Source organism: Pseudomonas sp. AG1028, assembly GCF_007993955.1.
Classification (GTDB): domain Bacteria; phylum Pseudomonadota; class Gammaproteobacteria; order Pseudomonadales; family Pseudomonadaceae; genus Aquipseudomonas; species Aquipseudomonas straminea.
Genome location: NZ_VIVP01000002.1, coordinates 33,881 through 58,781, shown reverse-complemented (window position 1 = coordinate 58,781; position 24,901 = coordinate 33,881). Strand labels below are relative to the sequence as shown.

Sequence of the window (24,901 nt, the reverse complement as noted above, 5' to 3'; positions counted from 1 at the left end):
TACGCGACATTCTTACCGATCTCTTTCGACTGCCGACTTTCCAAGGCGCAAATCTGCGCTCTACACTGTATCGGTACAGTTGCCGGGGATATGGCCGGAAGTCGACTCCGGTTCTGCTGCTTTGGCTACCAGAACTACAACAAAACACAACGAGTGGAGCACTATGAACAACGCTACTAAGCAGATTTCCAAGCTGTTCGCCGCTATGGCCCTGGCTGGCTGCGCCAGCTACTCGGTCGCCGCCGACACCATCAAGATCGCCATGGCTGGCCCGGTGACCGGTGCCGTCGCGCAGTACGGTGAAATGCAGTTCGTCGGTGCCAAGATGGCCATCGAGCAGATCAACAAGGCCGGCGGTGTGAACGGTGCCCAGCTTGAAGGCGTGGTCTATGACGACGCATGCGATCCCAAGCAGGCCGTGGCCGTAGCCAACAAGATCGTTAATGATGGCGCCAAGTTCGTCGTTGGTCACCTGTGCTCCAGCTCCACTCAGCCGGCTTCGGACATCTACGAAGACGAAGGCATCCTGATGATCACCCCGGCTGCCACCAGCCCGGAAATCACCGCCCGTGGCTACGAGTTGATCTTCCGCACCATCGGTCTGGACAGCCTGCAGGGCCCGACCGCAGGCAACTTCATTGCTGACCACATCAAGCCGAAGAACGTCGCTGTCATCCACGACAAGCAGCAGTACGGTGAAGGCATCGCCAGCGCCGTGAAGCAGACCCTGGAATCCAAAGGCGTGAAAGTCGGCGTGTTCGAAGGTATCAACGCCGGCGACAAGGACTTCTCCTCGCTGATCGCCAAGCTCAAGCAGCAGGGCATCGACTTCGTCTACTACGGCGGCTACCACCCGGAACTGGGTCTGCTGCTGCGTCAGTCCAAGGAAAAAGGCCTGGACGTGCGCTTCATGGGCCCCGAAGGCGTAGGCAACAAGGAAATCTCGGCCATCGCCGGCCCGGCTTCCGAAGGCCTGCTGGTCACCCTGCCGCAATCCTTCGACCAGGATCCGAAGAACAAGGCGCTGGTCGAGGCCTTCAAGGCCAAGAACGAAGACCCGAGCGGTCCGTTCGTGTTCCCGGCCTACGCTGCCGTTCAGGTCATCGCCGGCGGCATCGAGAAAGCCGGTAGCACCGACACCGCCGAAGTGGCCGCAGCCCTGCGCGCCAACACCTTCGAAACCCCGACCGGCACCCTCGGTTTCGACGAGAAAGGCGACCTGAAGAACTTCAACTTCGTGGTCTATGAATGGCACCAGGACGGCACCAAGTCCGAAGCCAAGTAAGCCCCCCCGCCGAAGAAGCTGATTCATGAGCTAGCGAGCTAGGTCCTGCAAGGCAAGAACAGGCGAGGAAGCGGAGTGTACTTTTGTACATGAGCATTCCGAACCTGTTCTTAACGCAGCAGGGCCGACGCGCAGCAGATCATGAACAGTTTCTGAACCAAGAGCCCACTGCTGCGGTGGGCTTTGTCTATTAGAAAGAATTCCGGTTTCGCGCTGCGCCACAAGCGCTGTCGTGCGCGCAAACCCAGGAGTTAGGCAATGCCTGATCTTTATCACTACCTGCAACAGCTGCTCAACGGTCTGACCGTCGGCAGTACCTATGCCCTTATCGCCATTGGCTACACCATGGTGTACGGCATCATCGGCATGATCAACTTCGCCCACGGCGAGGTTTACATGATCGGATCCTACGTCGCCTTCATCGCCATCACCCTCCTGGCGATGATGGGCCTCGACAGCCTGCCGCTGATCATGATCTGCGCCTTCGCGGCGAGCATCATCGTCACCAGTGCTTTCGGTTACAGCATCGAACGGGTTGCCTATCGGCCGCTACGCGGCGGCAACCGCCTGATCCCGCTGATTTCGGCGATCGGCATGTCGATCTTCCTGCAGAACGCCGTGATGCTTTCCCAGGACTCCAAGGACAAGGCCATCACCAACCCGCTGCCCGGCAACTTCGTGTTCGGCGAAAGCGCCATGAACGGTGTGGTGATCTCCTACATGCAGGTGCTGATCTTCGTGGTCACCTTCCTGACCATGGTCGGCCTGACCCTGTTCATCTCCCGCTCCCGCCTGGGCCGCGCCTGCCGCGCCTGCGCCGAGGACCTGAAGATGGCCAACCTGCTGGGCATCAACACCAACAATATCATCGCCCTGACCTTCGTGATCGGCGCCGCCCTGGCGGCCGTAGCGGCGGTGTTGCTGGGCATGCAATACGGCGTGATCAACCCGCACCTGGGCTTTTTGGCCGGCATCAAGGCGTTTACCGCTGCGGTTCTCGGTGGTATCGGCAGCATTCCGGGCGCGGTGCTTGGCGGCCTGGTGCTCGGCGTGGCCGAAGCCTTCGGCGCCGACATCTTCGGCGATCAGTACAAGGACGTGGTGGCCTTCAGCCTGCTGGTCCTGGTGTTGCTGTTCCGCCCGACCGGCATCCTCGGCCGTCCGGAGGTTGAAAAAGTATGAGCAAGAACCTCAAGACCGCCCTGTTCAGCAGCATTCTGCTGCTGCTGATCTCTTACCCGATCCTCGGCCTCAAGCTCAGCGTCGTCGGCATCAGCCTGCAGGTCAGCGGCGCCAGCGCCAAAACCCTGTGGACCATCGGCATCGCCGCTGCGCTGCTGTTTGTCTGGCACCTGGTGCTGCGTGACCGCCTGATGGGCGGCGAAAAGCTCAAGGGCGCGCTGCCGAGCATTCCGTCGAACCTCAAGGACACCCTGACCCTGCCCAGCGTGCAGCGATGGATCATGCTGGCACTGTTCGTGGTCGCCCTGGCCTGGCCGTTCTTCGGCACCCGTGCTGCGGTGGACATCGCCACGCTGATCCTCATCTACGTGATGCTGGGCATCGGCCTGAACATCGTGGTCGGCCTCGCCGGCCTGCTCGATCTGGGTTATGTCGGCTTCTACGCGGTGGGTGCCTACACCTACGCGCTGCTCGCCGAGTACGCCGGCTTCGGTTTCTGGACGGCTCTGCCCATTGCCGGTCTGATGGCCGCCACCTTCGGCTGCCTGCTGGGTTTCCCGGTACTCAGGTTGCGGGGTGACTACCTGGCCATCGTGACCCTGGGCTTCGGCGAAATCATCCGCATCATGCTGCGTAACCTCACCGACATCACCGGCGGCCCGAACGGCATCAGCTCGATTCCCAAGCCGGAACTGTTCGGTCTGTCGCTGGATCGCCGCGCGCCGGATGGCGGCCAGACTCTGCATGACTTCCTCGGCATCGCCTACAACTCCTCCTACAAGGTGATCTTCCTGTACCTGATCGCCCTGCTGCTGGTGCTGTTGGCCATCTTCGTCATCAACCGCCTGATGCGCATGCCGATCGGCCGCGCCTGGGAAGCGCTGCGCGAAGACGAAATCGCCTGCCGTGCCCTGGGTCTGAACCCGACCACGGTCAAGCTCTCGGCCTTCACCATCGGCGCCAGCTTCGCCGGTTTCGCCGGTAGCTTCTTCGCCGCCCGCCAGGGTCTGGTGACGCCGGAGTCGTTCACCTTCATCGAGTCGGCGATGATCCTCGCCATCGTCGTGCTCGGCGGCATGGGCTCGCAGCTCGGCATCATCTTCGCCGCAGTGGTGATGACCCTGCTGCAGGAAATGCGCGACTTCAACGAGTACCGCATGCTGATATTCGGTCTGACCATGATCGTGATGATGATCTGGCGTCCGCAGGGCCTCATGCCCATGCAGCGCCCACACCTGGAGTTGAAACAACGATGAGCCGCCCGATTCTAGAAGTGAGCGGCCTGTCCATGCGTTTTGGCGGCCTGCTGGCCGTCAACGGGGTCAGCCTCTCGGTCAATGAAAAACAGGTGGTGTCGATGATCGGCCCGAACGGCGCCGGCAAGACCACCGTGTTCAACTGCCTCACCGGTTTCTACAAACCGACCTCGGGCAGCATCCGCCTCAACGGCGAGCAGATCGAAGGCCTGCCGGGCCACAAGATCGCCCGCAAAGGTGTGGTACGCACATTCCAGAACGTTCGCCTGTTCAAGGAAATGACCGCGGTGGAAAACCTGCTGGTCGCCCAGCATCGCCACATCAACACCAACTTCCTCTCCGGGCTGTTCAAGACCCCGGCATTTCGCCGCAGCGAACGCGAGGCCATGGATTACGCCGCGCATTGGCTGGAGCAGGTCAACCTGACCGAATTCGCCAACCGTCCGGCCGGCACCCTGGCCTACGGCCAGCAGCGCCGCCTGGAAATCGCCCGGTGCATGATGACTCGGCCGAGCATTCTGATGCTCGACGAGCCGGCCGCCGGCCTCAACCCGCGGGAAACCGACGACCTGAAAGCGCTGATCGGCGTGCTGCGTGACGAGCATGACGTGACCGTGCTGCTGATCGAGCACGACATGAAGCTGGTCATGAGCATTTCCGACCACATCTTCGTGATCAACCAGGGCACACCCCTGGCCGACGGCACGCCACAGCAGATCCGCGACAATCCGGACGTGATCAAAGCCTACCTGGGGGAAGCGTAATGCTGTATTTCGACAACGTTTCCACCTTCTACGGCAAGATCCAGGCGCTGCACGGCGTCAGTGTGGAAGTGCGCCAGGGTGAGATCGTCACCCTGATCGGGGCCAACGGCGCCGGCAAATCAACCCTGCTGATGACCCTGTGCGGCACGCCGCAAGCCACCAGTGGCAGCATCCGTTATCAGGGTGAAGAGCTGGTCGGCATGGAAACCCCGCAGATCATGCGCAAGAGCATCGCCGTGGTGCCGGAAGGCCGCCGCGTGTTCGCCCGCCTGACCGTCGAGGAGAACCTCGCCATGGGCGGTTTCTTCGGCAGTAAAGCGGACAATCAGGAGCAGCTGGACAAGGTGCTGCACCTGTTCCCGCGCCTGAAGGAACGCCTGGTGCAGCGCGCCGGCACCATGTCCGGCGGCGAACAGCAGATGCTCGCCATCGGCCGTGCGCTGATGAGCAAGCCCAAGCTGCTGCTGCTCGACGAGCCGTCTCTTGGCCTGGCACCGATCATCATCCAGCAGATCTTCGACATCATCGAGCAACTGCGCAAGGATGGTGTGACGGTGTTCCTGGTCGAGCAGAACGCCAACCAGGCGCTCAAGCTCGCCGACCGCGGCTACGTGCTGGAGAACGGCCGGATCGTCATGCAGGGCAGTGGGCATGAACTACTGAATGATCCGAAGGTGCGAGACGCCTACCTGGGCGGTTGATGCCCTTGAACCCCGGCGGCCCGATAGCCGCCGGGACATTTACCCTGAACGTTGCCCGGCGCGCTCCAGTCCCAATACTGAACGGACTAAACAGGAGTCGCACCATGCTGAAGTTTCTGGGCAGCACCATCGGCATCATCTTCCTGATCGGCCTGCTGGTCGTGATCGGTATCTTCTCGCTGATCTTCTGATCACCCCATCTGCAAGCCGGGCGCCCTGCCCGGCTTTTTTATGCATCGCGCATGAGTCTCTCCGCGACGGTACAATGGGCATCACTTCGCTGACGATGCTCCGCCATGACCGCTCCCCTTCGCCTCTCCAAACGCCTTATCGAACTCACCGGCTGCTCACGCCGCGAGGCTGAACTCTATATCGAGGGCGGCTGGGTCACGGTCAACGGCGAGGTGGTGGAAGAGCCGCAGCGCAAGGTGACCGATGAGACCGTCGCGCTGCTTCCGGACGCCATTGCCGAACCACTGCCGCCGGTTACCCTGCTGCTGCACGTCCCCAGCGGACGCCTTCCAGAGCGCGCCGTCGAGGAGATCGGCCCGGACAGCCGCTGGGCGGATGATCGCGCCGAGCAACGTACCCTTAAAGGACACTTTGCCCGCCTGACGCCCTGCATCCCCCTGCAGGCGGGCGCCGACGGCCTGCATGTGCTGACCCAGGACTGGCGCACCGAGCGCAAGCTGCGCGAAGACCTGGCCAAGCTCGAACAGGAGTACGTGGTAGAGGTCAGCGGCGAACTGTCGGAACGTGACCTCAAGCGCCTCAACCACGGCCTGGTGTTCGACGGCACGCCCCTGGCGCCGTGCAAGGTCAGTTGGCAGAACGAAACCCGCCTGCGCTTCGCCCTCAAGAACCCGCTGCCCGGCCAATTGGTTTTCATGTGCAACAGCGTCGGCCTCAAGGTGCTGGGCCTCAAGCGCATCCGCATCGGCGGCGTGCCCATGGGCAAGGTTCCAGCAGGCCAATGGCGCTACCTGGGCGCCAAGGAACGCTTCTGAGCCGTCACGCCTCTCCCTTTCTTACAGGGCGGCCTAAGCGCCGGCCCCATCTTCAGGAATTCCCATGATCAACAACGATGTACTGCGCAGCCTGCGCTACATGCTCGACATCAGCGACGAGCAACTGGCCGAGATCGTCGAGCTCGGCGGCCATACGGTGACCGAGGATGAGATCACCGCCGTGCTGAAAAAGGACGACGAGCCGGGCTTCCAGCCGTGCAGCGACAAGTTGCTGGCCCACGCTCTCGATGGCCTGGTGTACTTCAAGCGCGGCAAGGACGACAGCCGCCCGGCGCCCGCCTTGGAGTTGCCGGTGAGCAACAATCAGGTGCTGAAGAAACTGCGCGTGGCCTTCGAGCTCAAGGAAGACGACATCCACGCCATCATGCGTAGCGTCGATTTCGTGGTCTCGAAGCCGGAAATGAGCGCGCTGTTCCGCAAGGCCGGCACCAGCAATTATCGCCCCTGCGGCGATCAGTTCCTGCGCAACTTCCTCAAGGGCCTGACCCAGCGCCTGCGCGGCTGAGCAGCATGAACCATCAGGTTTCGCCCATCGGCTACGTGCGCTCCTGCTTCAAGGAGAAGTTCGCCATCCCCCGCCAGCCGCAGCTGGCGCCCGCCGCACGTGGCGTGCTGGAACTGTGCCCGCCATTCGACAGCGGCGACGCCGTTCAGGGGCTGGAGCAGGTCAGCCATGTGTGGCTGCTATTCCTGTTTCACCAGACGCTGGAAGACAAACCGCGCCTGAAAGTGCGCCCGCCGCGACTTGGCGGCAACCGCGCCATCGGCGTGTTCGCCACCCGGGCGACCCACCGCCCCAACGGCATCGGTCAATCGGTGGTGAAGTTGGACAAGGTCGACAGGGATCGCCTGTGGCTGTCAGGCATCGACCTGCTCGATGGCACCCCGGTGCTCGACATCAAACCCTACGTGCCCTACGCCGACGGTGTGCCAGGCGCCCATAACCAGATCGCTGCCGATGCCCCGCCGCAGATCGCCGTGCACTGGCAGGACGACGCCCTGGCCAGCGCCCGGCACCATGCCCTGCGCCTGGGCGAGCCGCTGGTGGAACTGATCGAGCAATGCTTGGCCCAGGACCCGCGCCCGGCCTATCAGCAGCCTGCGCCGGAACGCCGCTACGGGGTACGGTTGTGGGATGTGGATGTGCACTGGCATTACCCGCAGCCAGGCTGTATTCGCGTGCTGGATGTGCAGGCGGAGTAGCTCACCGAGCTTCTCGCACCTGGAATATCCGCACGACCGCCCCGGGTATCGCTTCGCTCAACCACGGGCTACCTCCGTAGCCTGGCGTTGAGCGAAGCGATACCCAGGAAAATCCTGCAGACGACCGCGGCAACGGCCAGCGCCTCTTTTTTGCAGACGAAAAAAATCCGCAGCCATCGCTGGCTGCGGATTCTCGATCTTCAGTCGATCAGGCGCCGGCTTTCTGCACGGCGTCCTTGATCAGGGTCTGCAGCTCACCCTTCTCGTACATTTCCAGCAGGATGTCGCTGCCGCCGACCAGCTCACCGGCTACCCACAGTTGCGGGAAGGTCGGCCAGTTGGCGTACTTGGGCAGGTTGGCGCGGATTTCCGGGTTCTGCAGGATGTCGACATAGGCGAACTTCTCGCCGCAGCCCATCAGCGCCTGGGACGCGCGAGCGGAGAAACCGCACTGCGGCGCATTCGGCGAGCCTTTCATGTACAGCAGAACGGTGTTGTTGGCGATCTGCTCTTTGATGGTTTCGATGATATCCATTAGGCACCTCAGAACTGGACTATCCGACTCGTGAGTCGATACGGTGCGCGCATTGTAACCAAAAGCCGAGCGCAATGCTCAGCCATGCTGAACGCGCACCATCAGGCCGCCACCACCTCCACAGGAACGCCATTGAGCGCGGCATTGCCGGACAGCGCATCGAGCAGACGCTCATCGGTCAGGTCGTTGGCGCTCGCCCCCGGTGTCGCCTGGGCGATGCTCATCTGCACGCCCGGGCGGCCATGGCCCCAGCCGTGGGGCAGGCTGACCACCCCGGGCATCATCTCGGCGCTGCCGAGTACCTCGACCTCCAGCGCACCGACCCGCGAACGCACACTGACCCGCTGGCCATCACTGAGCCCGCGTCGCGCCAGATCCTCGGGGTTCATCAGCAACTGATGGCGCGGCTTGCCTTTCACCAGCCGGTGATAGTTGTGCATCCATGAATTGTTGCTGCGTACATGACGGCGGCCGATCAACAACAGTTGGCCATCGACCAATGCCGGCTGCGCCGCAAAACGCTGCAGGTCGTCCAGCAATAACGCCGGCGCGACTTGCACCTTGCCATCTACGGTTTTCAGGCGCGCTGCCAGGTTGGGCTTGAGCGGGCCGATATCCAGGCCATGGGGATGATCCAGCAGCGCCTGCAGCGACAGGTTGAGCGGCGAGCGCTCGCCGTACGGCCCCATGCGCAAGCCGAAGTCGATCATCTGCGTCGGTGGCTGCGTCGGTTTGAGGGTCGCGCCGGTCTGCGCGGCAAAGGCCTGCGCCAGGCCGACGAAGATCTCCCAGTCATCCAGTGCGCCAGCGGGCTTGGGCAACACCGCCTGATTGAAGCGGGTGACATTGCGCACCGCGAACAGGTTGAAGGTAGTGTCGTAGTGATCGTGCTCCAGCGGCGCAGTGGACGGTAGGATCAGGTCGGCGTACCGGGTGGTTTCGTTGATATACAGATCCACGCTGAGCATGAAATCCAGCCCTTCGAGCCCACGCTCCAGCTGGCGACCGTTGGGCGTGGAGAGTACCGGGTTGCCCGCCACGGTGATCAGCGCCCGCACTTGGCCGTCACCGTCGGTGAGCATCTCCTCTGCCAGGGCGCTGACCGGCAGCTCGCCGCCATATTCTGGCAGGCCGGATACGCGGCTCTGCCAGCGGTTGAAGTGCCCGCCGGACGTTGCACCCACCAGATCCACCGCCGGCTCGGTGCACAGCGCCCCACCCTCGCGGTCCAGGTTGCCGGTCACCAGGTTGATCACCTGCACCAGCCACTGGCACAGCGTGCCGAACACCTGGGTCGAGACGCCCATGCGCCCGTAGCAAACCGCGCGCTCGGCCGCGGCAAAGTCACGGGCCAGTTGCCGGATCGTTCCTGCCGGCACGCCGCAGCGCGCGGCCATGCGCTCGGCGTCGAACGGGGCAACCGCGCCGCGCAACTCATCCAGCCCGGCGATTGGCAAATGACTGGCCCGCCCCAGGTTTTCTTCGAACAGCGTGTTGAGCATGCCCAGCAACAAGGCAGCATCCTGCCCAGGGCGAATGAACAGGTGCTGATCGGCGATGGCTGCGGTTTCGGTATGCCGCGGATCGACCACCACCAGCTTGCCGCCACGAGCCTGGACGGCCTTGAGGCGCTTCTCCACATCCGGCACGGTCATCAGGCTGCCATTGGACGCCAACGGATTGCCGCCCAGGATCAGCATGAAATCGGTGTGGTCGATGTCCGGAATGGGGATCAGAAAACCGTGGCCGTACATCAGGTGACAGGTCAGGTGATGGGGCAACTGATCGACCGACGTGGCGGAGTAGCGGTTGCGCGTTTTCAGCAGGCCTAGGTAGTAGTTGCTGTGGGTCATCAGCCCGTAGTTGTGCACGCTGGGGTTGCCCTGATAGACCGCCACCGCGTTCTGCCCATGGGCTGCCTGCACGGCAGCCAGGCGGCTGGCCGCGAACTCGAAGGCCTCCTGCCAGCTGATGGCCTCCCAACGATCGCCGCTGCGGCGCATGGGCTGGCGCAGGCGGTCCGGGTCGTTCTGGATATCCTGCAGGGCCACGGCCTTGGGGCAGATATGGCCGCGGCTGAACGGATCGTCGCGGTCGCCCTTGATGGAGCGCACCTGGGGCTGCCCATCGGCAGCCTGCTCAACTTCCAGCGTCAGCCCACAGATGGCTTCGCACAGGTGGCACGCACGGTGATGGAGGGTCGTGGTCATGGCCAGCCTCGCTTTGTTGTTGAAGGGCCATCATGGGCGCCGACTCGACGTCCTGCCAGCAGCTTCGACGCCGTGAATCGTGGGCCATCAGGGCCATGCATCAGGCCGGCATAAAAGCCGGAAAGGCGCGTCACATCTGGCAATCCGGGCAAATTTGCGCCTAGGCGTCATTTACTTATAAGATCGGCGGCTTCCCGTTTCGTCGCACTGTGCGGCCCCCAGCCGCAGGTTCTCCCGTTTTTCCTCGAAAAAACAACCTGCGCCCTGTATGTCAAAAGGTAGTTAACGATGAGCGCAAGACACTTTCTCTCGCTGAAGGACTGCACACCGGATGAACTGGTGGGCCTGATCCGACGCGGCATGGAGCTGAAAGGCTTGCGCAACAGCGGCGTGCTCTTCGAACCCCTGCGCAATCGCGTGCTGGGCATGATCTTCGAGAAAGCCTCGACCCGTACCCGCGTATCGTTCGAAGCCGGCATGATCCAGCTCGGCGGACAGGCCATCTTCCTGTCGCCACGCGACACCCAGCTGGGCCGTGGCGAACCGGTCGCCGATTCGGCCATTGTCATGTCGCGCATGCTCGATGCGATCATGATCCGTACCTTCGCCCACAGCACCCTGACCGAGTTCGCCGCCAACTCCCGGGTACCGGTGATCAACGGCCTGTCGGACGATCTGCACCCCTGCCAGCTGCTGGCCGACATGCAGACCTTCCTCGAACACCGCGGCAGCATCGTCGGCAAGACCGCTGCCTGGATCGGCGACGGCAACAACATGTGCAACTCCTATATAGAAGCGGCCATGCAGTTCGACTTCAAATTGCATGTCGCTTGCCCTGAAGGTTATGAGCCGAGCGCCGCCCTGCTGGCCGAGGCCGGTGAGCGGGTGAAGATCTTCCGCGACCCGCGCGAAGCAGTCGCCGGCGCGCACCTGGTGACCACCGACGTGTGGGCCTCCATGGGCCAGGAAGAAGAAATCGCCGAGCGCCACAAGCTGTTCGCGCCCTATCAGGTGAACCGCGCGCTGCTCGACGCCGCCGACGAGAACGTGCTGTTCCTGCATTGCCTGCCAGCGCACCGTGGCGAGGAAATCAGCGTCGACCTGCTCGACGATCCACGCTCGGCCGCCTGGGACCAAGCGGAGAACCGCCTGCATGCGCAGAAAGCGCTGCTCGAATTCCTGGTCGAACCGGCGTATCACCACGCATGAGCCAGCCGATGCTGTTGAGCTTGCGCAATCTGGGTTGCGGCTACGGTGACCAGCGCATCGTGCAGCAGTTGAACCTGCACCTCAACGCCGGGGAAATCGGTTGCCTGCTCGGCCCTTCCGGCTGTGGCAAGACCACCACGCTGCGCGCCATCGCCGGCTTCGAGCCGGTACTCGAAGGTGAAATCGCCCTGGCCGGCGAGGTCATCTCCCGCCCTGGTTTCACCCTGGCGCCCGAGAAGCGCCGCATCGGCATGGTGTTTCAGGACTACGCCCTGTTCCCGCACCTGAGCGTGGCGCAGAACGTGTCCTTCGGCATTCGCAAGCAGGCCGACTGCGAGCAGGTGACCCGCGAATTGCTGGAGCTGGTCAAGCTCGACCACCTGAGCAAACGCCACCCGAACGAGTTGTCTGGCGGGCAACAGCAGCGCGTCGCCCTGGCCCGTGCCCTGGCTACCAACCCGCAACTGCTATTGCTCGACGAGCCGTTCTCCAACCTCGACGGCGAGCTGCGCCGGCGTCTCAGCCATGAGGTGCGCGACATTCTCAAGGCCCGTGGCACCAGCGCGATTCTGGTCACCCACGACCAGGAAGAAGCCTTTGCCGTCAGCGACCAGGTGGGCGTATTCAAGGCCGGGCATCTGGAGCAATGGGACACGCCGTTCAATCTTTACCACGAACCGCAGACGCCCTTTGTTGCCAGCTTTATCGGTCAGGGTTACTTCATTCGCGGCCAACTCCTGGCGCCCGATGAAGTACAGACCGAACTCGGCGTGATCCGCGGCAACCGCGCCTACGCCTGGCCAGTCGGTAGCGCTGTGGATGTGCTGCTGCGCCCGGACGACATCGTCCATGACCCGGCAAGCGCGCAGAAGGCCAAGATCGTTGGCAAGAGCTTTCTCGGCGCCGCCACCCTGTATCGCCTGCAGTTGCCCACCGGCAGCCAGCTGGAAGCCCTGTTCCCCAGCCATGCCGACCATCAGCCGGGCGAACAGGTGGGCATCCGCATCGCCGCCGACCATCTAGTGGCCTTTGCCGCTCCGGGCAGCGTGGCAGCGCCTTCGATCCTGGAGCGAGCGGACTAGAGAAACAACTCGCCGCTGCTCACCACCCGAGCATGACCGGCGATCTCCGCCCGCTCCCCTTTCAGGCGACACCATAGAAAACCGCCGCGCTTACCGCCCTGGTAGGCGCTCAGCTCAGGCTTGCCCAGTTGCTGCGTCCAGTACGGCGTAAGGATGCAGTGCGCCGAGCCGGTAACCGGATCCTCGTCGATGCCCACGGCAGGGGCGAAGTTGCGCGACACGAAATCCACCGCCTCACCGCGCGCAGTCACGATCACCGCCGGCCATGGCAGCTGCGCCAACGCCCGTAAGTCGGGGTTGCAGGCGCGTACGGCCGCTTCGGACTCGAGCACCACCAGCAATTGCGGGGCATCCAGCACGGCAACGGGCGCCTGCCCGAGGATTTGCGCCAGACCCTCGGGCTCGGCGATTGGCGTCGGCGCATTGCACGGGAAATCCAGCACCAGACGATCGCCCTCGCGGCGCACCGACAGGCTGCCATCCACGTAATTGAAATCGATCCGCTCGCCCGCCTCGCCATGGCACTCGAACAAGGCATGGGCGCAGGCCAGGGTAGCGTGCCCACATAATGGCACTTCGGTGGTCGGCGTGAACCAGCGGATACGCCAGGCCCCGCCCTCTTTGACCACGAAGGCGGTTTCGGCCAGGTTGTGCTCGGCGGCGATCTGCTGCATCAACGCATCGTCTAGCCAGCGGTCAAGGCGATAGACCACCGCCGGGTTGCCTGCAAAGGGCTTGTCGCTGAAGGCGTCGATCTGGTGAAACGGCAGGGACATCGGGATTTTCCTTGAAGATGACGGATGGCTCAGCTTGCCTGCAACGCGCCGCCTGGCTGCGATACAGCGCGACGCCAATACGGCGCAACAGCGCGATCAGGGCTGGGTATGGATGCCGTAGCGTTGCAGCAGGGCGTCGAGGCGACCGTCTTGCCGATAACGCCGCACGCCTTCGTCGAAGATATCGCGATAGCGGGCACTGGAGGACAGCACGGGGGAAAAGGCGATGTAGATCGGCACGTCAGGCACCCGACAGCCGACTTCGAGCAGATCATCGTGATTGCCGTGCTGGTCCTGGTACATGGCCATGATCCAGGTATTTTCCAGCAACGCATCCAGGCGCCCCAGTTCGACCTTGCGCACGTTCAGCGCCAGCGCCTGCTCGCCCGCCGCCAACTGCAAGCGTTCCTGGTCACGCTGATGACGGCTTATATAGTCGTCGAGCTCCTGACCATAGCTGTAGCCGTTGATCACACCCAGGCGAACCTGGGCCAGCGAATCCAGCCCGGTGTAACGCCAGCCGGTACCGGGCCGGGCGTAGAAACAGTTACGGGAAATGCCGGGCGAGTGCTTGCCGAACAGAAAATCCGGCGCGTCGCGTACGCCGGCGCCGACCAGAGCGTTGGCACGACCGCTACGCACATCCTGCACGGCGCGCGCCCAGTTGGTGACGCGATATTCGACCTGGATGCCAGCCTCGGCGAAGATCTGCGTGGCCAGCTCGATGAAGATGCCCGGCCGCTCGGCCTCAGGCGCACAATTGACCGGACACCAGACATCGGCCTCCATGATCAAGGTTTCAGCCCGCACGCTGACGGTGCTCAACAACGCCGCTACCAACAGGCCTTTCGCCATCCAACCCAAACCTTTCACCGCTCGCCTAGCCTCCTGCCGGGGACGCCATAGCCGCCCCATTCCTTGTACACCGCTGCGCTCCCAGCCCGTGAGGCGAAAGCGAAGCCGACAGTGCCAGCCTCTGGAGCCTGCTTCAAGCCTGGCGCGCGGTATTCCGGCATACGGTTGCCGGACACGTCACAGATTTTTTATATCAGCGACCGATATCGGCGAACTGCGCCTGGGTGTGCTCGGCCAGCGTCTCGGCGCTCAGTTCGACTTCCAACCCACGTCGCCCGGCACTCACATAAATGGTCGGAAAATTGCCCGCACTGCTATCGATAAAGGTACGCAGACGCTTCTTCTGGCCCAGAGGACTAATGCCACCGACCAGATACCCGGTGGCACGCTGCGCGGCATCGACCGGCGCCATGTCCACCTTCTTCACGCAGGCCGCTTGGGCCAGAGCCTTTAGGTCTAGACTGCCGACCACCGGCACCACGGCCACCAGTAATTCGCCCTTCTCGCTGGCCGCCAGCAATGTCTTGAACACCCGCACCGGCTCGAGGTCTAGCTTCTCGGCGGCTTCCAGCCCGTAGGAAGCGGCTTTGGGGTCATGCTCATAACTGTGGATTCGGTGGGTGGCACCAACCTTCTTCAAGAGATTCAATGCAGGCGTCATGAAGCCTCCGGATGGCAGGAAAGGGCGAACGGCCCGGCGATTCTAGCGCCGCGGCCCGGCAAGCGCTGGGCCAATCTTCAGACTGCGACAAAACTTGTTTCACAACGGAACCTATCCCTCGCGAAACTGACCTATTGAACTGTATACGCGTTTGATATCGAAAATATCAGCCGCCATGCGTGGTTCGTTTTTTGACAATACGAGAAAAGTAGAACTAATTTTTTCGATTACGAACACATAGAGTTCCGTTTACTCCGATGGCAATGGTGCAAACGCAGCCCCGTTCTAAAGTGGGTTGCCGTACCTGACACCAGCGCCTCAAAACAACAAAAACGAGGCTTCCCCATGACTACTGCGCTACAACAACCCACGCTGTCGGGCCAATGCATGGCCGAGTTCCTGGGCACGGCGTTGCTGATCTTCTTCGGCACCGGCTGCGTTGCCGCCCTCAAGGTCGCAGGCGCCAGTTTCGGCCTGTGGGAAATCAGCATCATCTGGGGTGTCGGCGTCAGCATGGCCGTCTATCTCACGGCTGGCGTGTCCGGTGCGCACCTCAACCCTGCGGTGAGTATCGCCCTGTGCATCTTCGCAGGTTTCGAAAAGCGCAAGCTGCCCTTCTACATCGTCTCCCAGATCGCCGGCGCCTTCTGCGGTGCGCTGCTGGTTTACACCCTGTACAGCGGTCTGTTCGTCGAGTACGAGCAGACCCACCAGATGGTGCGCGGCTCCCAGGCCAGCCTGGAACTGGCCTCGGTGTTCTCCACCTACGCCAATCCGGTACTGTCCACCGGCCAGGCATTCATGGTCGAAGTAGTAATCACCGCCATCCTGATGGGCTTGATCATGTCCCTGACCGATGACAACAACGGTCTGCCACGCGGCCCAATGGCGCCTCTGCTGATCGGCCTGCTGATCGCCGTGATCGGCAGCTCCATGGGCCCGCTGACCGGCTTCGCCATGAACCCGGCCCGGGACTTCGGCCCGAAAATGATGACCTTCTTCATGGGCTGGGGCGAGATCGCCTTCACCGGCGGCCGTGACATTCCCTACTTCCTGGTGCCGATCTTCGCGCCAATCCTGGGCGCCAGCCTCGGCGCCCTGGCATACCGCACCCTGGTAGCCCGTCACCTGCCCAGCACCGTCGAGGCGCCCGTGGCAGAACGTGCGACCGCCCGCGACGTCAAAGCATCCTGATTTCAACGGCGTGTGGATCCACTGGAGACGCATGCCACTTTGTCCTCCGCTCACCTCAAGGCAATCGACATGACCGACAAGAACTACATCATTGCCCTCGACCAGGGTACTACCAGCTCCCGCGCGATCATTTTTGATCGCGATGCCAACGTGGTGTGCATCGCCCAGCGCGAGTTTACCCAGCACTACCCGCAAAGCGGCTGGGTCGAGCACGACCCCATGGAAATCTTCGCCACCCAGAGCGCGGTGATGGTCGAAGCGCTGGCCCAGGCTGGGCTGCACCATGACCAGGTGGCTGCCATCGGCATCACCAACCAGCGCGAAACCACCGTGGTGTGGGACAAGAATACCGGCCGACCGATCCACAACGCCGTCGTCTGGCAATGCCGACGCAGCACCGAGATCTGCCAGCAGCTCAAGCGCGACGGCCTGGAGCCATACATCAAGGAAACCACCGGCCTGGTTACCGACCCCTACTTCTCGGGCACCAAGCTCAAGTGGATTCTCGATCACGTCGAAGGCAGCCGCGAACGCGCCCGCAAGGGTGAACTGCTGTTCGGTACCATCGATAGTTGGCTGATCTGGAAATTCACCGGTGGCAAGGTGCACGTCACCGACTACACCAACGCCTCGCGCACCCTGCTGTTCAACATCCACACCCGCGAGTGGGATGCCAAGATGCTGGAGGTGCTGGATATCCCCCGCGAGATGCTGCCGGAGGTCAAGTCCTCGTCCGAAGTCTATGGCCATACCAAGAGCGGCATCGCCATCGCCGGTATCGCCGGCGACCAACAGGCCGCGCTGTTCGGCCAGATGTGCGTCGAGCCCGGCCAGGCAAAGAATACCTACGGCACCGGCTGCTTCCTGCTAATGAACACCGGCGACAAGGCGGTCCACTCCCAGCACGGCATGCTCACCACCATCGCCTGCGGCCCGCGTGGCGAGCCGGCCTATGCGCTGGAAGGCGCGATCTTCAACGCTGGCTCCACCATCCAGTGGCTGCGTGATGAACTGAAGGTGGTCAACGACGCCTACGACACCGAGTACTTCGCCGGCAAGGTCAAGGACAGCAACGGCGTGTACCTGGTCCCGGCCTTCACCGGCCTAGGCGCTCCCTACTGGGACCCCTACGCCCGTGGCGGCCTGCTCGGCCTGACTCGTGGCGTGAAGATCGACCACATCATCCGCGCTGCCTTGGAGTCCATCGCCTACCAGACCCGCGACGTGCTCGACGCCATGCAGCAGGACTCCGGCGAGCGCCTCAAGTCCTTACGCGTGGACGGTGGCGCGGTGGCCAACAACTTCCTGATGCAGTTCCAGGCCGACATTCTCGGCACCCACGTGGAGCGCCCACAAATGCGCGAGACCACGGCCCAAGGCGCCGCGTACCTGGCGGGTCTGGCCACCGGTTTCTGGAGCAGCCTGGACGAGCTGCGCGGCAAGGCGGTGATCGAGCGCGAGTTCGAGCCGCAACTGGCCGACGCGGACAAGGAGAAGTTCTACGAAGGCTGGAAAAAGGCCGTCGATCGCACCCGCGACTGGCAGCCCCACGAAGAACAGAAGTGAGCCACAGCCACGGCTGTCACTGGCAGTGAGCAGGTTCGTGCGGCATCATGATGCAATTCCGTGCGGCCCGAAGGACATTCAATGAATCTGCCCCCTCGCCAGCAGCAAATCCTCGATCTGATCCGCGAACGCGGCTATGTCAGCATCGAGGAGCTGGCCACCCAGTTCGTCGTAACTCCGCAAACCATCCGCCGCGATATCAATCAGCTGGCGGATGCCAACCTGCTGCGCCGCTACCATGGCGGCGCCGCCTACGACTCCAGCGTCGAGAACACCGCCTATGCGATGCGCGCCGACCAGATGCGCCAGGAAAAACAGCGCATCGGTGAAGCGGTAGCCGCGCAGATTCCCGACCACGCCTCGCTGTTCATCAACATTGGCACCACCACCGAAGCCATCGCCCGGGCGCTGCTCAACCACAGCCACCTGAAGATCATCACCAACAACCTGAACGTCGCCTCGATGCTTGCCGCCAAGGATGACTTCGACGTGCTGCTCACCGGCGGCAACGTGCGTCGCGACGGCGGCCTGGTGGGCCAGGCCAGTGTGGATTTCATCAACCAGTTCAAGGTCGACTTCGCCCTGGTCGGCATCAGCGGCATCGATGAAGACGGCAGCCTGCTGGATTTCGATTACCAGGAAGTGCGCGTCTCCCAGGCGATCATCGCCAATGCCCGCAAGGTGATTCTGGCCGCCGACTCCAGCAAGTTCGGCCGCAACGCGATGATCCGCCTCGGCCCGATCAGTCTGATCGATTGCCTGGTCACCGATGAACAGCCGGTTCCCGGCCTGTGCCAACTGCTGGATCAGCATAAGATCCGCCTCGAAGTCGTCTGACCCCTCCTCCCACCACCTGAGCGATTCCTCGCTCGGGTGCGTGTCATTTTTTATTCCTATTCGAACATCGGGCGAACCTTCTCGGCGGCCGGGCATCTGTAATTATGTTCGTGAATTTTCATTCCAGCGCATTCCTTGGCTCTTTTTGATCGAACACCACTGGATGCGTAACTATTCATGCGCTAATATTTTCGGAAATGAACATTTATGTTCGATTTGAAAATACAAACGCTAGACGAGGCCCCGACGATGTCCACATCCAGCCTGACCAACAGCCCGCTGTCCGAGGTTTACGATATTGCCGTCGTGGGCGGCGGCATCAATGGCGCCGGTATCGCCTGTGATGCGGCAGGTCGCGGCCTCTCGGTATTCCTTTGCGAAAAGGACGATCTCGCACGCCACACCTCGTCGGCGAGCAGCAAGTTGATTCACGGTGGCCTGCGCTACCTGGAGCACCACGAGTTCCGCCTGGTGCGCGAAGCCCTGGCCGAGCGCGAAGTGCTGCTGGCCAAAGCACCGCACATCGTTAGCCCGATGCGTTTCATCCTGCCCCACCGCCCGCACCTGCGCCCGGCGTGGATGATCCGTGCTGGCCTGTTTCTTTACGACAACCTGGGCAAGCGCAAGGCGCTGCCGCGCTCGCGTGGCCTCAGCTTTGGCGCCAACAGCCCGCTGAAGCCCGAGATCACCAAGGGCTTCGAGTACTCCGATTGCTGGGTCGACGACGCCCGCCTGGTGGTGCTCAACGCCATGGCCGCCCGCGAGAACGGTGCCCATATCCACACCCATACGCGTTGCGTCAGCGCACGCCGCAACCAGGGCGCCTGGGAAGTGGACTTGGAGCGCGCCGATGGCAGCCGCTTCTCGATTCGCGCCAAGGCGCTGGTCAATGCCGCCGGTCCCTGGGTAGCGCGTTTCATCCGTGACGATCTGCAGCAGAAATCGCCCTATGGCATCCGCCTGATTCAGGGCAGCCATTTCGTGGTGCCGCGCCTGTATGACGGCAAGGAGGCCTTCATCCTGCAGAACGAGGACCGCCGCATCGTCTTCGCCATCCCCTATCTGGATCGCTTTACCCTGATCGGCACCACGGATCGCGAGTACCAGGGCGACCCGGCCACCGTGAGCATCAGCGACGAAGAAACCGACTACCTGCTCAAGGTGGTCAACGATCACTTCCGCAAATCCCTGAGCCGTGACGACATCATTCACAGCTACGCCGGCGTGCGTCCGCTGTGCGACGACGAGTCCGATGAGCCATCGGCCATCACTCGCGACTACACCCTGTCGCTGTCGGCCCAAGGTAGCGAGCCGCCGCTGCTCTCGGTGTTCGGCGGCAAGCTGACCACCTACCGCAAGCTGGCGGAGTCGGCGATGGCGCAGCTGGCGCCGTTCTTCCCGAACATGAAGGCGCGCTGGACCGCCGATGCGCCGCTGCCGGGCGGCGAGAATATGCAGAGCCGCGAGAACCTTATCGAAGCGCTGCGTGCTCGCCACAGCTGGCTGAACATCGAGCTGGCCAAGCGCTGGGCGATCACCTACGGCAGCCGTACCTGGCTGCTGCTGGAAAACGTGCAGAGCGAAAGCGGCCTGGGCGAACACTTCGGCCATGACCTGTACGCCCGCGAGGTGGATTACCTGCGCGAGCAGGAATGGGCCACCGAGGTGGACGACATTCTCTGGCGCCGCAGCAAGCTGGGCCTGTTCCTGACGACCGCCGAGCGCACCCGCCTGGAAGCCTATCTGGCGCCCACCGCGCCAGCCCTGCTTACAGCTGTACCAGTCGCGCGTCCAGCCGATGCGCTTGAAGGTGTGGCAGTACCGCGGCAAGCAACGGCGCCTTGAAGCGCTCCTGAAAGCGGTGAGCGAGCCCGGGAATGAGCCGCAGCTCGCTGCCGCGAATATGCGCCGCAACATGCACGCCGTGCATCACCGGTAGCAGCGGGTCGGCGGTGCCATGCACCACTAACGTCGGCACCTGCAGCCGGTTTAGCAAATCCACCCGGCTGCTCTCGGCAAGAATCGCCAACAATTGCCGTTCTACGCCTGCCGGATTGAAGGCGCGGTCGTAGGCTACTTCAGCCTGATGCAAGAGCATCGCTCGGTCATCCACCACAGCCGGACTGCCCAACGCGGCCAGCAAATCCGCCTGTTGCTCCAGGGCCACCTCTCGGCTCGGCGCCTCGCGGCGCGCCAGCAACTTTAGCAGCGCCGGGCTGGGTGCCGGCAAGCCTTGGGCGCCTGAGCTGGTCATCACCAGGGTCAGGCTGCGCACTCGTTGCGGCGCCATGTCGGCGATGTGCTGGGCGATCATCCCGCCCATGCTCGCGCCCAGCAGATGGAAATCCCGAATTCCCAGCGCATCCATCAAACCCAGGGCATCGCCGGCCATATCGCGCAGCCGATAGGGCGCGCCGACCGACAGTCCAAGCCGGTAGCGCAGCACCTCATACGCTAAATTGGCCTCGGGCGCCTTGGCATTCCAACTGCTCAGGCCTACATCCCGGTTATCGAAGCGAATCACCCGGAAACCCTTCTCGCACAGCTGCTCGACCACGTCATCCGGCCAATGGATCAGTTGCCCACCCAGCCCCATGACCAGCAGCAATGCCGGATCGCTGTCACGACCGATGCTCTGGTAGGCCAGACTCACGTCGCCCACGGACACGCGTTCGACACCCGTGCCGACCTTGCACACATCAGCCGCCATGCACGACAAGCTGCCCAGCAAGGCAGCCAGAAAAATAACGATGCGCATCATGAGTTCCACGAACGATAAGCCGGATAGCAGGCAAGTGTTGCAGTGATGGCGTACGGCTCGCTGCCATAAAACGGTGACAGTTTGATGAAACCTGCCAAACGGAAAATCGAGACGCGACTCGACAGCGGCCAGTCGCTAGGCGACACTGCCGTTCATGAACAGCGCTCATTTTAATTCAGGCGCAGTTGAATCACCTGCAGGTAACTCAATGCTCGAAATCCGCCATTTGAAGACGCTCCACGCCCTGCGGGAAACCGACAGCCTGGTCGAAGCGGCTGACCGCCTGCATCTGACCCAGTCGGCGCTGTCGCACCAGTTCAAGGAACTCGAGGAGCGCCTCGGCATGCAGCTTTTCGTGCGCAAGACCAAGCCGGTGCGCTTCACCAGCGCCGGGCTGCGCTTGCTGCAGCTGAGCGACGCCGTACTGCCTCTGCTGCGCAGCGCCGAGCGCGATCTGTCGCGTCTTGCCGGCGGCACGGCCGGTCGCCTGCACATGGCGATCGAGTGCCACAGCTGCTTTCAATGGCTGATGCCGACCATCGACCAGTTCCGCGATGCCTGGCCGGAAGTCGAGCTGGATCTGGCATCGGGCTTCTCCTTCGCGCCGCTGCCCGCTCTGGCCCGTGGCGATCTGGACCTGGTGGTGACATCTGATCCTGTAGAGCTGTCCGGCATCACCTATGTGCCGCTGTTCACCTACGAAGCCATGCTGGCGGTGGCCAACCAGCACGCCCTCGCCAGTCGCCCCTACATCCGCCCTGACGACCTGCTCAAGGAAACCCTGATCACCTACCCGGTGGAGCGTGATCGCCTGGACATCTTCACCCGCTTTCTGGAGCCCGCCGACATCGAGCCGGCCCAAGTACGCACCTCCGAGCTGACGGTGATGATGATGCAGCTGGTGGCCAGCGGTCGCGGTGTCTGCGGCCTGCCCAACTGGGCGCTGCACGAGTACAGCTCGCGCGGTTACGTGACCGCCAAGCGCCTGGGCGAAAAGGGCCTGTTCGCCACGCTCTACGCCGGCGTGCGCACCGACATGCTCGATGCGCCGTTCATGCGCGACTTCCTGCTCACCGCCAAGGACACCTCGTTCGCCAATCTCGAAGGCGTCAGCGTCGCCCGGCAGTAATCCTTTCCACAGCATCTCAGGGCTTCACCATGAACATCAGCGATATCCCCTTCGGCGTCACCGACTGGAGCCAGATCGAAGCCACCGAACATGCTGGCGAAACCGGCACCGCCTACTGGCGTACCTGCCAGTTCGGCGCGCTGCGCGTACGCATGGTCGAGTACACGGCGGGTTACCTGGCCGACCACTGGTGCAAGAAGGGCCACATCCTGCTCTGCCTGGAGGGTGAGCTGCATACCGAACTCGAAGACGGCCGCCGTTTCGTGATGACCCCTGGCATGAGTTATCAGGTCGCCGATGGCGCCGAGGCGCACCGCAGCTCGACGAGCACCGGCGCTCGCCTGTTCATCGTCGACTGAATCGGGCCGCCGACGGGTTACAGCCTCGCCGTTCTGCCGTTATGCTGGCGGTCGTTTTTTGCGCCTGGAGCCCGTCATGATCAACGCCTATCGTCTGCCCGTTATCGCCGGCCTGGTTCTGCTGGGTGCCTGCGCCAGCCCCTCGAAAACCCTGCAGGTGCAGAAGCAGAGCCAGTGCCCGATCGTCCTGCACGCGGGCCAGCAGCTGATCCTCAGCCTGCCGAGCAACCCCACCACCGGCTATCGCTGGACGGTCCAAGAAGACGCGGCCGCGGTGCTCAAGGCCCTGGGGCCCGAGGTTTACAGCAGCGAAGAAGACTCCGATCTGGTCGGCGGTGACGGCCACTCCACCTGGCGCTTCCAGGCCACCGAGCCCGGCGAGGCGCAGCTGCTGCTGACCTACGCCCAGCCCTGGGACACCAGCACCGCGCCGGCCGACACCTTTGATTGCCAGATCCGCGTGCGCTAAGCGAGCATTTCTACAAACCCACGCAGGCCGAGCATCGCATCAGGCCTGCAGCGAGGTTTGGCTAATCGCCGGACTTGGCTAAAATGCGCGCCTTTCCAGCGCCATGCAGACCGACCGTGAACAGACAGCCCGACCAACTCTTCGCCCAGCCACTGGATCAGGTGCCGGATTTCGTCTTCAACGAGGACGTGGCCCGGGTCTTTCCCGACATGATCAAGCGCTCGGTGCCGGGCTACCCGACCATCGTCGAGAACATCGGCGTGCTGGCGGGCCAGTTCGCCCAGCCCGGCAGCCTGCTCTATGACCTGGGCTGCTCACTGGGCGCCGTCACCCAGGCGCTGCGCCGCCACGTACAGGCGGACGGTTGCCGGGTGATCGCCGTGGACAACTCCAGCGCCATGGTCGAGCGCTGCCGCGAGTACCTGCACGCCCAGGACGCCATGTTCCAGGAGCTGCTGCCGGTCGACGTCATCGAAGCCGACATTCTCGCCATGGACTGGCAGCCCGCCTCCCTGGTGGCGATGAATTTCACCCTACAGTTCATTGCCCCGGAAAACCGCCTGGAGCTGCTGAGCCGTATTCGCAATACCCTGCTACCCGGTGGCGCGCTGATCCTCTCCGAGAAACTGCGCTTCGAAGACGAGCAACAACATGCTCTGCTCACCGACCTGCACATCGCCTTCAAGCGAGCCAATGGCTACAGCGAACTGGAAATCGCCCAGAAGCGCAGCGCGATCGAAAACGTCATGCTGCCCGACAGCCTCGAACAGCACCGCGAACGCCTGCACACTGCTGGCTTCAGCAAGGTGGTGCCGTGGTTCCAGTGCCTGAACTTCGCCTCCCTGGTGGCTCTGCCATGATGCGCCGCATGGATCTTGACGCCCTGCAGGCCGAGCTGGCCGGTACACCTCTGCAGGACTGGAGCGCCGACCTGCCCGCGCAGATCGACGCCAAGCTGGCCATCGGTCACGGCGACCTGCAGCGCTGGTACGCCGCGGTCGAAGCCTTACCGGCACTGAGTGCCGAGCAAATCGACCTCCGAGAGGATTTCCGCCTCGATGGCCCCTGTGACGACGCCACCCGAGCCGCGCTGGACAGTGCCCTGCGCGGCCTGATTCCCTGGCGCAAAGGCCCCTTCCGTACCTTCGGCGTGCACGTGGACACCGAATGGCGCTCGGACTGGAAATGGCAGCGCGTCGCCCCGCATCTGAGTCTCGAAGGCAGACGCGTGCTCGACGTCGGCTGCGGCAATGGCTACTACATGTGGCGCATGCTCGGCGCCGGCGCCCGCAGCGTGGTCGGTATCGACCCGAACTGGCTGTTCCTCTGCCAGTTCCTGGCGATGAAGAACTACCTGCCGGATCTGCCCGCCTGGCACCTGCCGCTGGGTATCGAAGAGCTGCCACCGAAGCTGCTGGGCTTCGACACGGTGTTTTCAATGGGCGTGCTCTATCACCGCCGCTCGCCCGTCGACCACCTGCTCGAACTCAAGGACTGCCTGCGCAAGGGTGGCGAACTGGTGCTGGAAACCCTGGTGGTGGAAGGCGACGCCCAGCAGGTGCTGGTCCCCGAAGACCGCTACGCGCAGATGCGCAATGTGTGGTTCCTGCCGTCGGTGCCGGCGCTGGAGCTATGGCTGCGCCGCGCCGGCTTCCTTGACGTGCGCTGCGTGGACGTCAGCGTCACCTCGGTCGAAGAGCAGCGCAGCACCGAGTGGATGCGCTACCAGTCGCTGCCCGAATTCCTCGACCCACTCGACCACCACCGCACCGTCGAAGGCCTGCCGGCGCCACGCCGCGCCGTGATGGTCGCCCGCAAGCCCTGATGGAAGCAGCGCCG

The 24,901-nt window shown here is 63.1% G+C and carries 26 protein-coding genes; 20 read left to right on the top strand and 6 right to left on the bottom strand.

Going from position 1 to position 24,901, the window contains the following annotated elements; translation table 11 throughout:
- Positions 1-163 precede the first annotated feature (163 nt).
- The 9 genes from FB481_RS03260 to tsaA all read left to right on the top strand — a co-directional run bounded on the left by FB481_RS03260 (position 164) and on the right by tsaA (position 7,419).
- Positions 164-1,285 carry a branched-chain amino acid ABC transporter substrate-binding protein gene (locus FB481_RS03260; RefSeq protein ID WP_013792295.1) on the top strand — a complete coding sequence of 374 codons (1,122 nt, stop codon included), beginning with the start codon at positions 164-166 and terminating at the stop codon, positions 1,283-1,285.
- Between the two features lie 258 nt (positions 1,286-1,543).
- Positions 1,544-2,467, top strand: coding sequence for a high-affinity branched-chain amino acid ABC transporter permease LivH (gene livH, locus FB481_RS03255; protein WP_013792296.1), 924 nt, complete (start codon positions 1,544-1,546; stop codon positions 2,465-2,467).
- Complete coding sequence (locus FB481_RS03250) at positions 2,464-3,723, top strand: high-affinity branched-chain amino acid ABC transporter permease LivM (protein ID WP_013792297.1); 1,260 nt, start codon at positions 2,464-2,466, stop codon at positions 3,721-3,723. Before livH ends, FB481_RS03250 begins: the two co-directional genes overlap by 4 nt.
- A complete protein-coding gene (gene livG / locus FB481_RS03245; protein ID WP_013792298.1) occupies positions 3,720-4,487 on the top strand; it encodes a high-affinity branched-chain amino acid ABC transporter ATP-binding protein LivG in 768 nt (255 codons plus the stop codon). The genes FB481_RS03250 and livG overlap by 4 nt, the downstream gene beginning before the upstream one ends.
- Complete coding sequence (locus tag FB481_RS03240; protein WP_147175063.1) at positions 4,487-5,188, top strand: ABC transporter ATP-binding protein; 702 nt, start codon at positions 4,487-4,489, stop codon at positions 5,186-5,188. The genes livG and FB481_RS03240 overlap by 1 nt, the downstream gene beginning before the upstream one ends.
- Positions 5,188-5,379 (top strand): hypothetical protein, encoded by a 192-nt coding sequence (locus tag FB481_RS23145; RefSeq protein ID WP_178109826.1) that lies wholly within the window; start codon positions 5,188-5,190, stop codon positions 5,377-5,379. Before FB481_RS03240 ends, FB481_RS23145 begins: the two co-directional genes overlap by 1 nt.
- 105 nt (positions 5,380-5,484) lie before the next feature.
- Entirely contained in the window at positions 5,485-6,195 is a 711-nt protein-coding gene (locus tag FB481_RS03230) for an rRNA pseudouridine synthase (RefSeq protein WP_147175062.1), read from the top strand.
- A gap of 64 nt (positions 6,196-6,259) precedes the next feature.
- On the top strand, positions 6,260-6,721 hold the full coding sequence (locus FB481_RS03225) for a DUF1456 family protein (protein WP_013792302.1): 462 nt from the start codon (positions 6,260-6,262) through the stop codon (positions 6,719-6,721).
- 5 nt (positions 6,722-6,726) lie between these two features.
- Positions 6,727-7,419, top strand: a complete 693-nt coding sequence (gene tsaA, locus FB481_RS03220) for a tRNA (N6-threonylcarbamoyladenosine(37)-N6)-methyltransferase TrmO (RefSeq protein WP_147175061.1) — start codon at positions 6,727-6,729, stop codon at positions 7,417-7,419.
- Between the two features lie 208 nt (positions 7,420-7,627).
- On the opposite strand, the gene grxD is transcribed toward tsaA, so the two are convergent.
- A complete protein-coding gene (gene grxD, locus FB481_RS03215; protein WP_070886621.1) occupies positions 7,628-7,954 on the bottom strand; it encodes a Grx4 family monothiol glutaredoxin in 327 nt (108 codons plus the stop codon).
- A 101-nt stretch (positions 7,955-8,055) separates the two neighbouring features.
- On the bottom strand, positions 8,056-10,164 hold the full coding sequence (locus FB481_RS03210; RefSeq protein ID WP_147175060.1) for a molybdopterin oxidoreductase family protein: 2,109 nt from the start codon (positions 10,162-10,164) through the stop codon (positions 8,056-8,058).
- Positions 10,165-10,452: 288 nt separating this feature from the next.
- On the opposite strand from FB481_RS03210, the gene argF reads away from it, so the two are divergent.
- Both argF and FB481_RS03200 read left to right on the top strand, forming a co-directional pair.
- Positions 10,453-11,373, top strand: a complete 921-nt coding sequence (argF, locus tag FB481_RS03205; RefSeq protein WP_093502405.1) for an ornithine carbamoyltransferase — start codon at positions 10,453-10,455, stop codon at positions 11,371-11,373.
- Positions 11,370-12,455, top strand: coding sequence for an ABC transporter ATP-binding protein (locus tag FB481_RS03200; RefSeq protein WP_093502407.1), 1,086 nt, complete (start codon positions 11,370-11,372; stop codon positions 12,453-12,455). The genes argF and FB481_RS03200 overlap by 4 nt, the downstream gene beginning before the upstream one ends.
- Here the strand turns inward: FB481_RS03200 and FB481_RS03195 are convergent.
- The 3 genes from FB481_RS03195 to ybaK all read right to left on the bottom strand — a co-directional run bounded on the left by FB481_RS03195 (position 12,452) and on the right by ybaK (position 14,747).
- A complete protein-coding gene (locus tag FB481_RS03195; RefSeq protein ID WP_147175059.1) occupies positions 12,452-13,231 on the bottom strand; it encodes a PhzF family phenazine biosynthesis protein in 780 nt (259 codons plus the stop codon). The two genes, FB481_RS03200 and FB481_RS03195, sit on opposite strands and share 4 nt — an antisense overlap.
- Positions 13,232-13,327: 96 nt before the next feature.
- Positions 13,328-14,086 carry an ABC transporter substrate-binding protein gene (locus FB481_RS03190; RefSeq protein WP_256662698.1) on the bottom strand — a complete coding sequence of 253 codons (759 nt, stop codon included), beginning with the start codon at positions 14,084-14,086 and terminating at the stop codon, positions 13,328-13,330.
- 193 nt (positions 14,087-14,279) lie between these two features.
- Positions 14,280-14,747 (bottom strand): Cys-tRNA(Pro) deacylase, encoded by a 468-nt coding sequence (gene ybaK / locus FB481_RS03185; RefSeq protein ID WP_147175057.1) that lies wholly within the window; start codon positions 14,745-14,747, stop codon positions 14,280-14,282.
- 345 nt (positions 14,748-15,092) lie between these two features.
- On the opposite strand from ybaK, the gene FB481_RS03180 reads away from it, so the two are divergent.
- The 4 genes from FB481_RS03180 to glpD all read left to right on the top strand — a co-directional run bounded on the left by FB481_RS03180 (position 15,093) and on the right by glpD (position 20,189).
- The gene (locus FB481_RS03180; RefSeq protein WP_147175056.1) at positions 15,093-15,941 is read left to right on the top strand and encodes an MIP/aquaporin family protein; all 849 of its coding nucleotides are present in this window, start codon (positions 15,093-15,095) and stop codon (positions 15,939-15,941) included.
- A 69-nt stretch (positions 15,942-16,010) separates the two neighbouring features.
- A complete protein-coding gene (glpK, locus tag FB481_RS03175) occupies positions 16,011-17,507 on the top strand; it encodes a glycerol kinase GlpK (protein WP_093502417.1) in 1,497 nt (498 codons plus the stop codon).
- 81 nt (positions 17,508-17,588) lie between these two features.
- Positions 17,589-18,344, top strand: a complete 756-nt coding sequence (locus FB481_RS03170; RefSeq protein WP_027909947.1) for a DeoR/GlpR family transcriptional regulator — start codon at positions 17,589-17,591, stop codon at positions 18,342-18,344.
- A gap of 249 nt (positions 18,345-18,593) precedes the next feature.
- Positions 18,594-20,189: a glycerol-3-phosphate dehydrogenase gene (gene glpD / locus FB481_RS03165; protein ID WP_147175055.1), complete on the top strand. Its 1,596-nt coding sequence runs from the start codon at positions 18,594-18,596 to the stop codon at positions 20,187-20,189.
- Here glpD and FB481_RS03160 read toward each other — a convergent pair.
- Entirely contained in the window at positions 20,113-21,102 is a 990-nt protein-coding gene (locus FB481_RS03160; RefSeq protein WP_147175054.1) for an alpha/beta fold hydrolase, read from the bottom strand. The two genes, glpD and FB481_RS03160, sit on opposite strands and share 77 nt — an antisense overlap.
- Positions 21,103-21,313: 211 nt before the next feature.
- Here FB481_RS03160 and metR point away from each other — a divergent pair, with 211 nt between their 5' ends.
- The 5 genes from metR (at position 21,314) to cmoB (ending at position 24,887) form a co-directional block, all read left to right on the top strand.
- On the top strand, positions 21,314-22,234 hold the full coding sequence (gene metR, locus FB481_RS03155) for a transcriptional regulator MetR (protein WP_147175053.1): 921 nt from the start codon (positions 21,314-21,316) through the stop codon (positions 22,232-22,234).
- A gap of 29 nt (positions 22,235-22,263) precedes the next feature.
- A complete protein-coding gene (locus FB481_RS03150) occupies positions 22,264-22,593 on the top strand; it encodes a DHCW motif cupin fold protein (RefSeq protein ID WP_093502426.1) in 330 nt (109 codons plus the stop codon).
- A 76-nt stretch (positions 22,594-22,669) separates the two neighbouring features.
- A complete protein-coding gene (locus FB481_RS03145) occupies positions 22,670-23,062 on the top strand; it encodes a protease inhibitor I42 family protein (RefSeq protein ID WP_093502428.1) in 393 nt (130 codons plus the stop codon).
- 83 nt (positions 23,063-23,145) lie between these two features.
- The gene (gene cmoA, locus FB481_RS03140) at positions 23,146-23,922 is read left to right on the top strand and encodes a carboxy-S-adenosyl-L-methionine synthase CmoA (protein ID WP_167363109.1); all 777 of its coding nucleotides are present in this window, start codon (positions 23,146-23,148) and stop codon (positions 23,920-23,922) included.
- Positions 23,919-24,887 (top strand): tRNA 5-methoxyuridine(34)/uridine 5-oxyacetic acid(34) synthase CmoB, encoded by a 969-nt coding sequence (cmoB, locus tag FB481_RS03135; RefSeq protein WP_093502432.1) that lies wholly within the window; start codon positions 23,919-23,921, stop codon positions 24,885-24,887. The genes cmoA and cmoB overlap by 4 nt, the downstream gene beginning before the upstream one ends.
- The last annotated feature ends 14 nt before the right edge of the window (positions 24,888-24,901 follow it).